The sequence below is a fragment of the Halomonas sp. BC04 genome (genome assembly GCF_000568385.1).
In genome coordinates, this window is the sequence record NZ_AZQX01000400.1 from 1 (window position 1) to 10,076 (window position 10,076).

The following is a 10,076-nucleotide window of genomic DNA, read 5'->3' on the forward strand; positions in this document are numbered from 1 at the left end:
TTCGATGGCCATGCTCGTCAGATCCTGATCGACAACCGCTTCCGCCACCTCTACGTCTCCGACGATGCCGGCTATATCCACCACTACGACATCGGCAACTTGCGCAGCCCCCAATACCGTGGAGCGGTGCAGGTCACCGACAGCGGCCATGTGTCGGAGATGGTGCTGCTCAATGGCACGGTGTCGATCATCGCCGGGACCTCCGATGGACAGATTCGCCAGTACTTTCCGGTGCGCGATGCCCGGAACCAGCATGATCTGACCCATATCCGTGACTTCGCCCGCTACGAGGCACCGATCACCCACATCGAGGCAGAACACTCGCGGCGGGGTTTCCTGGTAGGCGATGAGCGGGGCAACCTGGGCATTCATCACGCCACGGCGGCAGCCGACGTCTTCGATGCGGCGAAGACCGAGGGGCCCCTGGCGCGCATCGCCATCTCGCCGGTCAACTCTCTGGCGCTGTTTGCCGACGAGAACCACCAGCTGCAGGTGGCCAGCGTCAGCAACCGCCACCCGGGGGTCTCCTTCTCTTCACTGTGGCAGAAGGTCTGGTACGAGGGGAGCAGCCAGCCGCGCTATGTCTGGCAGTCCTCTGCGGGCGGCGAGGAGTTCGAGCCCAAGATGAGCCTGGTGCCACTGACCGTTGGCACCCTGAAGGCGGCCTTCTACGCCATGCTTTTCGCCACGCCGCTGGCGCTGATGGGGGCCATCTATACCGCCTACTTCATGTCGCCGAAGCTGCGCGGCAAGGTCAAGCCCACCATCGAGGTGATGGAGGCCCTGCCCACGGTGATCCTCGGCTTCCTGGCCGGGCTGTGGCTCGCTCCCTTCGTCGAGAACCGGCTGCCGGCGGTGTTCAGCATCCTGATCCTGATGCCCATCGCCATGCTGGCCTTCGCCTATCTCTGGAGTCGTCTGCCCGAGCGTCTGCGCTCCCTGGTACCCGACGGCTGGGAAGCGGTACTGCTGATGCCGATCATCATCCTGGTGGGATGGATCTGTGTGACGGCAAGCCCGTATGTGGAAATCCTGTTCTTCGACGGCAGCATGCGCCAGTGGCTCACCGACAACGGCTTCACCTATGACCAGCGCAACGCCCTGGTGGTGGGTATCGCCATGGGCTTTGCGGTGATTCCCACCATCTTCTCCATCGCCGAGGATGCGGTGTTCAACGTGCCCAAGCACCTGACCCAGGGTTCGCTGGCACTCGGCGCCACCCGCTGGCAGACCGTGGTTGGCGTGGTACTGCCCACCGCCAGCGTGGGCATGTTCTCGGCGGTGATGATGGGCTTCGGCCGAGCGGTGGGCGAGACCATGATCGTTCTCATGGCCACCGGCAACAGCCCGATCATGAACTTCAATATCTTCGAGGGCATGCGCACCCTGTCGGCCAATATCGCCGTCGAGCTGACGGAGGCCGCCGTGGGCTCCAGCCACTTCCGGGTCCTGTTCCTTGCCGCCCTGGTCCTGCTGGCCATGACCTTCGTGGTCAACACCTTGGCCGAGGTCATTCGTCAACGCCTGCGCAAGCGCTACGGCAACCTCTGATTCCGGGAGACTGTGATGAAACATTGGTGGAAAAGCGGTGCTCCCTGGGTGTGGTTGAATGCCGGTGCGGTGGCCGTGTCGATCATCATGGTGGTGGGGCTGATTGGCCTGATCGCCGTGCGCGGCCTGAGCCACTTCTACCCGAGCGAAATCATCGAGTTCCAGGTCGGCGACCCGGCACTGGGGCTCGGGCAGATGGTGATGGGCGAGCACGTTCGCTCCGAAACCATTCCGGTTCCGGTGGCCCGGGATGCGGGGATCGCGGTGCCTCCCGAGCTCGATAGCGATGACCTGGTCACCCGTCACCTGATCAAGCAGGGCAATCGCGACGTCACCGGCCAGGACTTCGCCTGGTACGCCGAGCTGCAGATGTCCGAGTGGCAGAGCCCGCCGGATGCCATGCGCCTGGAGCGCCGCGAGTGGGGTGACTTTTACGGTTATCCGATGCGAGTGCTCGAAGACGGCGAGGTGGTGGCCGAGGGTGAAGGACTATGGGAGGCGCTGCAGTCCCGGGTCGAGCGCGCCAATACGCTGTTTCGGGAGCTACGCCGGATCGAGCGCAACGACGTGGGGGAGATCAGTTCGGAAATGGAAGCGCTGCGCCTGCGTGAGCGGGCCCTGCAGCGTGACCCCGGCATCGATCCCGAGGCGCTCCAGGTGGAGCTGGCTCAGATTCAGGAGCGGCAGAGCATCTTGCAGGAAGCGTTCCAGACCCTGCGCGGCGAGATCGACGTCCTGCGCCGTGAGCTCTATCGCGACACCCTGGTGGCAATGGTCACCGGTGGGCAGGAGGTCCAGATTCGCATCGGCGATATCGTGCGGGCCGTGCAGCCCAACAGCCTGTCGCTGCCCGCCAAGGTGGTGGAATATGTGCAGCAGTTCTGGGCCTTTGTCAGCGGCGAGCCTCGCGAAGCCAATACGGCCGGCGGGATCTTCCCGGCGATCTTCGGCACCGTGACCATGGTGCTGCTGATGTCGATGATCGTCAGTCCGTTCGGCGTTCTGGCTGCCATCTACCTGCGCGAATACGCCAAGCAGGGGCCGTTGCTGCGACTAATCCGTATCTCGGTCTATAACCTGGCCGGTGTGCCCTCTATCGTCTATGGCGTATTCGGCCTGGGCTTCTTCATCTACACCCTGGGGGGCTCCATCGACCAGCTCTTCTATTCCGAGCGGCTGCCGTCGCCGACCTTCGGCTCGCCCGCACTGATATGGGCTTCGCTGACCCTGGCCCTGCTGACCCTGCCGGTGGTGATCGTCTCCACGGAGGAGGGGTTGGCGCGGATCCCCGCATCGGTTCGCCACGGCAGCCTGGCGCTGGGAGCCACCAAGTCGGAAACGCTGTGGAAGGTGGTGGTGCCGCTGGCCACTCCGGCAATGATGACCGGCATGATCCTGGCAATCGCCCGTGCCGCCGGCGAGGTGGCGCCGCTGATGCTGGTGGGGGTGGTCAAGCTGGCGCCGACCCTGCCGGTGGATGGCACTTTCCCGTTCATTCATTTGGAGCGACAGATCATGCACCTGGGCTTCCACATCTACGACGTGGGCTTCCAGAGCCCCAACGTGGAAGCAGCACGACCGCTGGTCTATGCCACGGCGCTAGTGCTGGTGGTCCTGATTATCGTACTCAACCTAACTGCTATCAGCATCCGTAACCGGTTGCGTGAGCGCTACCGCGCCGCGACCGACTAATGCCAACCCGACTGCACGGCGGCGGCTCAGGCCACCGCTACGACACCTAAGAGGCGAGAAATGACTACCATGACGTCAGCCATGACCACCGCCAGCCATCGTGATGCCATGAGCGGCATGGGCAAGACCACCTTCAAGGTGCGTGACCTCAGCCTTTTCTATGGCAAGGACCAGGCGCTGAAGGGCATCGGCCTGGATGTCCCGGCGAACAAGGTCACGGCCTTCATTGGCCCTTCGGGCTGCGGCAAGTCGACCCTGCTGCGCTGCTTCAATCGCATGAACGACCTGGTCGACATCTGTCGCATCGAGGGTCAGATACTGCTCGACGATGAAGACATCTATGCCCGCGGCGTGGATGTCGCCGAGCTGCGCCGCAAGGTAGGGATGGTGTTCCAGAAGCCCAACCCCTTCCCCAAGTCGATCTACGAGAACGTGGCCTACGGACTACGCCTGCAGGGGGTCAACAACAAGCCGGTACTCGACGAGGTGGTCGAGCGTTCGTTGCGCGGTGCCGCGCTCTGGGACGAGGTCAAGGATCGCCTGCAGGACAACGCCTTCGGCCTGTCTGGTGGTCAGCAGCAACGCCTGGTGATCGCCCGAGCCATCGCCATCGAACCGGAGGTGATCCTGCTGGATGAACCGGCCTCGGCGCTGGATCCGATCTCGACGCTGAAGATCGAGGAGCTGATCCACGAATTGAAGGAGCGCTACACCATCCTGATCGTGACCCACAACATGCAGCAGGCAGCCCGGGTCTCCGACTATACGGCCTTCATGTACCTCGGCGACCTGGTGGAATTCGGTGAAACCAACCGGATCTTCACCGAGCCAGCAAAGAAACAGACCGAGGACTACATCACCGGACGCTATGGCTGATACCCGTGCCCCACCGTCGTCAATTCCAGCGGGTTGTCGAGCCACCGGGCTCGGGTGCGATAGCGCTGTCATCGAAATGACATGATATCGTGCTGTTATCGTCATCGACCCGCTACTGAGCTAGAGGCCCCGAATGACAGCCAAGACCGTTCTGATCGTCGATGATGAAGCACCGATTCGCGAAATGATTGCCGTGGCCCTGGAGATGGCCGACTACCGCGTGCTCGAAGCCGACAACGCCCAGACCGCCCACGCCATGGTCGTCGATCACCAGCCCGACCTGCTGCTGCTCGACTGGATGATGCCCGGCACCAGCGGCATCGAACTGGCCCGTCGCCTCAAGCGCGAGACCGCCACCAGCGAGCTGCCGATCATCCTGCTCACCGCCAAGGGGGAGGAGGACAACAAGATCCTGGGGCTCGAAGCCGGTGCCGACGACTACATCACCAAGCCCTTCTCGCCACGGGAGCTGGTCGCCCGGCTCAAGGCCGTGCTGCGCCGTTCCACCCCGAAAGGCGTGGAAGAGCTGGTCGAGGTGGAGGGGCTGCAGCTCGACCCGGTCAGCCACCGGGTCAGCGCCAATGGCAAGTCGCTGGAAATAGGACCTACCGAGTACCGCCTGTTGCAGTTCTTCATGACCCACCAGGAGCGGGCCTACACCCGCAGCCAGCTGCTCGATCAGGTGTGGGGCGGCAATGTCTATGTCGAGGAGCGAACCGTGGACGTGCATATCCGTCGCCTGCGCAAGGCGCTGGGCGATGACCACCAGCACCTGGTCCAGACCGTGCGCGGCACCGGTTACCGCTTTTCCAACAAGGTCTGACATGCGTCTATGGAGCCGAGAACTCTGGCACCTGGGTCTACTGGCCTGTGCAGGCAGCCTGATAGGCTGGCTCTTCTCGGCCACCGGACTCGGCCTTGCCGCCGGCCTGGGTCTCTTCATCGTCAAGCAGTTACGACAGCTACGCGCCCTGCACCGCTGGCTGACCCGCAACCCCCAGGCCGAGCCACCCGCCGCCAGCGGCCTCTGGGGCGAGCTTTTCGACCGGCTCTATCGCTACCAGAAAGGCCAGCGCCATACCCAGGAGCGGCTTCGCACCACCCTCAAGCGCATCCAGGAATCCTCGGAAGCCATGCGGGACAGCGTGGTGATGCTCGACCAGCACGGCGATCTGGAGTGGTGGAACGGTGCCGCCGACCGCATGCTGGGCCTGCGCACCCCCCAGGATCGAGGACAGCACATTACCAACCTGGTAAGGGACCCGCGCTTCGTGGCCTATTTCAATGCCCGCGACTACCGTGACCCCCTCACGTTGCCCTCTCCCATCGACGAGCGGATGATCCTGCAGATCCAGATCACCCTCTACGGTGACGACGAGCGTCTGTTGATGGCGCGGGACATCACGCGCCTGCATCGCCTGGAACAGATGCGCCGCGACTTCGTCGCCAACGTCTCTCACGAGCTGCGCACGCCGCTGACAGTGCTGGCCGGCTATCTCGAGACCTACGCCGACAATGCCGACCAGCTCCCGCCCCGCCTTGCCCGCAGCCTCTCCCAGATGCAGGGGCAGACCACGCGTATGCAGAGCCTGGTCAACGACCTGCTGCTGCTCTCACGACTGGAACTCGAACAGAGCGGCGACGACCACACACCGCTGGACATGGGCGAGCTGCTCGAGAGCGTCTCCCGCGATGCCGCAGCACTCGCCCGGGGTCAGCAGCAGATCACGGTGGAGGTCGACGAGGAACGAACACTGCTCGGCAGCGACCAGGAGATCCGCAGCGCCGTGTCGAACCTGGCCTACAACGCCGTGCGCTATACCCCGGCAGGCAGCCATATCGTGCTGCGCTGGAAACGCTACGACCGGGGTGCCTGCATCGAAGTGGAAGACAATGGTGACGGCATCGATCCGGAACATGTGCCCCGTCTGACCGAACGCTTCTACCGGGTCGACAAGGGCCGCAGCTCGGCCACCGGCGGCACCGGCCTGGGCCTGGCCATCGTCAAGCACGTGCTGCTGCGCCACGACGCAAGCCTTGCCATCGACACCCGGCCCGGCCACGGCGCACTGTTCCGTTGCGTCTTTCCCGAGGTCAGGCTGAACCCGGCAGCAACCACGGAAAAGGCCGGTTGACGCTGCGTCGCGTTACCGGCCTCGTGTACCCAATCTTGTCCTATCCCTGGATGCCTTGACTCTCGAGTATCGAGTCGTCGACAGACCTAGCCGCGTCGCTTGAGCGCGTCCTCGTCGATCTGGTCCGGGTCCATATGACGAATGTCCAATCCCTTGACCAGATAGATCACGTACTCGGCCAGGTTATCGGCATGGTCGCCGACACGCTCCAGGGCGCGCAGTATCCACATCACGCTGAGCACCGGCCGATGGCGCGGTTGTCTTCCATCATGAAGGTCATCAGCGAGCGCATGGCGCTGCCGTATTCGTCGTCCACCGCCTCGTCCTCGCGCACCACCTGCAGCGCCAGCTCGGTGTCGAAACGGGCAAAAGCGGTCAGCGCATCGCGCAGCATCCGGCGCACGTGCTCACTGATGTGGCGCACTTCCACCAGCCACGCACGGCGGTGCCGCTCTCGATCAGACTCAGGGCATTGCGTGCGATCTTGCTCGCCTCATCGCCGATCCGTTCCAGGTCGGCGGTGGCACGGATCACTGCCAGCACCAGGCGCAGGTCCGACGCCGCCGGCTGGCGTCGCGCCAATACCCGGGTGCACTCATCGTCGATCTTGAGCTGCATGTCATTGACCTGACGATCATTGTCGCGGACCTTCTCGGCCAGCCGGCTGTCGCCCTCGAGCAGGGCCCTGACCGCCTCGTGGACCTGGTTCTCGACCAGCCCCCCCATGGTCATCAGGTGGGTCTTGAGCTCCTCCAGTTCCTGATTGAACTGCCGGGAGATATGCTGGCTATGGGTGTCGCTGGTGATATCCATGAGACTCTCCTGGTGACCGTCGAGGTCAGGCCATGCGGCCGGTGATGTAGTTTTCGGTGCGCGCCAGGCTCGGGTTGGTGAAGAGCGTGGCCGTGGGGGCGTACTCCACCAGTTCGCCATCGTGAAGGAAGGCGGTGTAGTCCGAGACCCGCGCCGCCTGCTGCATGTTGTGGGTGACCAGCACCAGGGTCAGCTGCGACTTCAAGCTACGGATCAGTTCCTCGATCTTCAGCGTCGAGATCGGGTCCAGCGCCGAGGCGGGCTCGTCGAGCAGCAGCACCTCGGGGCGCACCGCCAGGGTCCTGGCGATCACCAGACGCTGCTGCTGCCCAATTGAGAGTGACCAGGCCGAGGCTCTCAGGCGGTCCTTCACCTCATCCCACAGCGCCGCCGCACCCAGCGCCCACTCGACGATGTCGTTCATCCGCCGCCGCGACAGGCCACCTTGAAGCCTGAGCCCGAAGGCCACGTTCTCGTAGATCGACATGGGGAACGGATTGGGCGCCTGGAACACCATCCCCACGCGGCGCCGCAGCTCGTCCACCGCCACTTCGGGGGCATGGATCTCCTGTCCCTCCAGGCGGATGCTGCCCTGCCGACTGACCGTCTCGTTGAGGTCATGCAGCCGGTTCAGCGACCGCAGCAGGGTCGACTTGCCGCAGCCCGAGGGGCCGATGAAGGCCGTGACCCGGTGTCGCGGCACCCGCAGGGTCAGGTTGCGCAGCGCTGTCTTGCCGTCGTAGGCCAGACTCAGCCCCTTCACATCGAGACAGCTGGCATCGGGAGCGAAGTCGATGATCGGGCCTCCTGCGTTGGAGCGATCCGCTTCCAGACGACTGGCATCCGGTCGCTGGCCTGGCGGTGAGAGCGGCAGTTCGGGCATCGCTTGGCTCTATCCTCGATCAGTGGCGCGACAGCGCGCCGTGACGCGCCCTGAAATAATGGCGCAGAAATATTGCAGTCAGGTTAAGCACCACCACCACCAGTACCAGCAGCAGCGCCGTGGCATAGACCACCGGCATGGCCGCCTGGATATCGTCGCCATGGAAGGCGGTATCGTAGACGTGATAGCCGAGGTGCATGAACTTGCGATCAAGATGCAGGAAGGGGAATTCACCGTCCACCGGTACCTGGGGCGCCAGCTTGGCGACCCCCACCAGCATCAGCGGCGCCACCTCGCCGGCAGCACGGGCAACGGCGAGGATCACGCCGGTGAGCATGGCCGGTACCGCCATGGGCAGCACCACCCGGGACAGCATCTCCAGGCGCGTGGCACCCAGCGCCAGCGCCCCCTCCCGCTGATGGTCCGGTATCCGCACCAGCCCCTCTTCGGTGGCCACGATCACCACCGGCAGGGTCAGCAGCGCCAGGGTGAGCGAGGCCCACAGCAGTCCCCCGGTGCCGAAGGTGGGCGACGGCAGCTCGTCGCTGAAGAACCACTCATCGAGCGAGCCGCCGATGCCGTAGACGAAGACCCCGAGGCCAAACACGCCATAGACGATAGAGGGCACGCCGGCCAGGTTGCGAACCGCGATGCGCACCCAGTTCGTCAGGCGGCCCTGGTGGGCCACCTCGTTGAGGTAGACTGCCGCCAGCACGCCGAAAGGCGTGACCAGTATCGACATCAGCATCACCATCAGCACGGTGCCGAAGATCGCCGGCCATACGCCGCCGGCGGTATTCGCCGCCCGCGGTCCTTCGGAAAGAAAGCGCCACACTCCCCGCGACCAGGCGCCGACCTTCTCCGGTAACGACATGGCATTGGGCCGCCAGGCGCGCAGCACCTCGTCCAGGGTCAGGAGCAGGCGTCCGCCATCGACGCTCTCCAATACGACCACATCCGCCCGCATGGCCTCCTGGAGCCCACGAATCCGCTCGTGGGCCTCGACCAGCCTCCGCTGTGCCGCCCTGTCATCGGGCTCGTTCTCCAGCCGGCGCACCAGCGGCTGGATCACGCTGCGCAGGAGGTCATCGCGCTCGCCACGCAGCCCATCGATCGCGGATAGCGCGCCTGGAGCCCTTCCCAGGCCGCTGCATCGTCCACGGCCGACACAGTCGATACCTGCCCCGCGGGCCGCACCTCGACCAGGCGACCGATGAAGTCACCATGTTGAAGCCGTTCCATGACCACGAGCTCCCGGGCGCGGTCGCTTGCAACGATGCGACCGACCTCCACCCATTGCCAGACATGGCCATGGAGATCGCGATTGCCGGTGAAGTAGAGCCGCTCCCTGCCCCCTCTTGTGCCACCGCTTTCCGGCAGGGGCAGTTCACGCACGGCACGGCCCGCCAGCACATGGCCATCGTCGAGTTCCACCAGCGACATCGATGCCGGCCAGAAATGACCCAGGCCACGCACGGCGATCAGCGTCAGCAGCCCCCCGAGCAGAAGTAGCGACAGCGCCACGCTGCCGGCAGCCAGCCAGGCCCAGGGGCCTTCGCCCCGAGCGAGTCGAACGCGGCCAGTCAGCGTGGCCAGATTCATGACAGATCTCCCAGCCGACGGTAGCGACGCCGCAGTCGGCTGCGCACCACTTCGGCCAGCGTGTTCACCAGGAAGGTGAACAGGAACAGCAGCAGTGCGGCCAGGATCAGCAGCCGGTAGCTATCGCTTCCCGGCACTGCCTCGGGCAGTTCGATGGCGATACCCGCCGCCATGGATCGCATTCCCTCCAGCGGGCTGAGGCTCATCAACGCGGCATTGCCACTGGCCATCAGCACGATCATGGTCTCGCCCACGGCACGGCCCGCACCGATCATCACGGCAGCGAAAACGCCAGGCGCCGCCGCCGGCAATACCACCTTCCAGAGGGTCTGCCACCGGGTTGCCCCCATGGCCTGGGCACCCTCACCCAGGCTGCTCGGCACGCCCGACAGGGCATCCTCCGCCAGGGCATAGATGCTGGGCATGACCGCAAACCCCATGGCCAGACCGACGATCAGGGCATTGCGGCTGGCATAGTCGATCCCCAGCTCGACATCCAGCCAGCCGCGCAGGTCGCCGGCGAA

8 protein-coding genes and 2 pseudogenes are annotated in these 10,076 nt (G+C 64.7%); 5 read left to right on the plus strand and 5 right to left on the minus strand.

What is annotated here, in order from left to right:
• The 5 genes from Q427_RS26545 to phoR all read left to right on the plus strand — a co-directional run.
• Nucleotides 1-1,551, plus strand: a 1,551-nt coding sequence (locus Q427_RS26545) for an ABC transporter permease subunit (protein WP_043518482.1), incomplete at its 5' end; no start/stop codon positions are given.
• Nucleotides 1,552-1,566: 15 nt separating this feature from the next.
• The gene (gene pstA / locus Q427_RS26550; RefSeq protein WP_043518484.1) at nucleotides 1,567-3,243 is read left to right on the plus strand and encodes a phosphate ABC transporter permease PstA; all 1,677 of its coding nucleotides are present in this window, start codon (nucleotides 1,567-1,569) and stop codon (nucleotides 3,241-3,243) included.
• A gap of 81 nt (nucleotides 3,244-3,324) precedes the next feature.
• The gene (pstB, locus tag Q427_RS26555) at nucleotides 3,325-4,119 is read left to right on the plus strand and encodes a phosphate ABC transporter ATP-binding protein PstB (protein ID WP_051496744.1); all 795 of its coding nucleotides are present in this window, start codon (nucleotides 3,325-3,327) and stop codon (nucleotides 4,117-4,119) included.
• A 133-nt stretch (nucleotides 4,120-4,252) separates the two neighbouring features.
• Nucleotides 4,253-4,942, plus strand: coding sequence for a phosphate regulon transcriptional regulator PhoB (phoB, locus tag Q427_RS26560; protein ID WP_043518487.1), 690 nt, complete (start codon nucleotides 4,253-4,255; stop codon nucleotides 4,940-4,942).
• A gap of 1 nt (nucleotide 4,943) precedes the next feature.
• The gene (phoR, locus tag Q427_RS26565; protein ID WP_043518489.1) at nucleotides 4,944-6,254 is read left to right on the plus strand and encodes a phosphate regulon sensor histidine kinase PhoR; all 1,311 of its coding nucleotides are present in this window, start codon (nucleotides 4,944-4,946) and stop codon (nucleotides 6,252-6,254) included.
• Between the two features lie 86 nt (nucleotides 6,255-6,340).
• Here the strand turns inward: phoR and phoU are convergent.
• The 5 genes and pseudogenes from phoU to Q427_RS26590 form a co-directional block, all read right to left on the minus strand.
• A pseudogene (gene phoU / locus Q427_RS26570) lies at nucleotides 6,341-7,067 on the minus strand (phosphate signaling complex protein PhoU).
• Nucleotides 7,068-7,092: 25 nt separating this feature from the next.
• A complete protein-coding gene (gene pstB / locus Q427_RS26575) occupies nucleotides 7,093-7,950 on the minus strand; it encodes a phosphate ABC transporter ATP-binding protein PstB (protein WP_051496745.1) in 858 nt (285 codons plus the stop codon).
• 19 nt (nucleotides 7,951-7,969) lie between these two features.
• Nucleotides 7,970-8,896 (minus strand): annotated as a pseudogene (gene pstA, locus Q427_RS37230) (phosphate ABC transporter permease PstA); the annotation flags it as partial.
• Between the two features lie 122 nt (nucleotides 8,897-9,018).
• Entirely contained in the window at nucleotides 9,019-9,552 is a 534-nt protein-coding gene (locus Q427_RS37235) for a hypothetical protein (protein WP_043518491.1), read from the minus strand.
• Nucleotides 9,549-10,076, minus strand: a 528-nt coding sequence (locus tag Q427_RS26590) for an ABC transporter permease subunit (RefSeq protein WP_043518493.1), incomplete at its 5' end; no start/stop codon positions are given. The genes Q427_RS26590 and Q427_RS37235, both read right to left, overlap by 4 nt.

Bases quoted from the DNA above. Each gene is read 5' to 3' on its own strand.
- pstA (WP_043518484.1), top strand. From the start codon at position 1,567: ATGAAACATTGGTGGAAAAGCGGTGCTCCCTGGGTGTGGTTGAATGCC.
- pstB (WP_051496744.1), top strand. From the start codon at position 3,325: ATGACCACCGCCAGCCATCGTGATGCCATGAGCGGCATGGGCAAGACC.
- phoB (WP_043518487.1), top strand. From the start codon at position 4,253: ATGACAGCCAAGACCGTTCTGATCGTCGATGATGAAGCACCGATTCGC.
- phoR (WP_043518489.1), top strand. From the start codon at position 4,944: ATGCGTCTATGGAGCCGAGAACTCTGGCACCTGGGTCTACTGGCCTGT.
- pstB (WP_051496745.1), bottom strand. From the start codon at position 7,950: ATGCCCGAACTGCCGCTCTCACCGCCAGGCCAGCGACCGGATGCCAGT.
- Q427_RS37235 (WP_043518491.1), bottom strand. From the start codon at position 9,552: ATGAATCTGGCCACGCTGACTGGCCGCGTTCGACTCGCTCGGGGCGAA.